The 553-nt window shown below is 68.2% G+C and carries 1 protein-coding gene; it reads left to right on the plus strand.

Going from position 1 to position 553, the window contains the following annotated elements:
• Positions 1-553: AMP-binding protein (locus V5E28_RS49115; RefSeq protein WP_336217207.1), on the plus strand; the 553-nt coding region annotated here is incomplete at both ends.

Genomic DNA, 553 nt, shown 5'->3' on the forward strand with positions numbered 1-553 from the left:
CGTCGGTGACGAGGAGCGCACCGTTCCGCTCACGACGCGCCATCCTGCGTATGTCATCTACACCTCGGGCTCCACCGGCAAGCCCAAGGGCACCGTCATCGAACACCGCGGCATCGGCAGCCTGGTCGCGCACAAGACCTCCACCTGCCACATCGACGCGACCAGCAGGGTTCTCCAGTTTGCGTCGCCCAGTTTCGACGTCTGCGTGGCGGAGATCGCCGCCTCGCTCCTCGCGGGCGCCTGCCTCGTGGTGCCCGACCGCTCGCTGTACGGTGCCGACCTGGCGGAGTTCATCGCCGAGCAGGAGATCACCCACGCTCACATGCCGCCCAGCGTCCTGGCCAGCATGCCGCGGTGCGAGCTGCCCTCCCTGCGAACCCTGATCATCGGTGGTGAGGAGTGCTCACCCGATCTGGCCGGCTACTGGGGCAGAAACCGCCGCCTGGTCAACGGCTACGGCCCCACCGAGGCGACAGTGGAGGTCACCTCGTGGACCGTCGCGCCCGATACAGAGCATGACCCCTCCTGCATCGGCACGCCTGCCCCGAACGCT

Source organism: Nonomuraea sp. LPB2021202275-12-8 (genome assembly GCF_037044575.1).
Lineage (GTDB): Bacteria > Actinomycetota > Actinomycetes > Streptosporangiales > Streptosporangiaceae > Nonomuraea.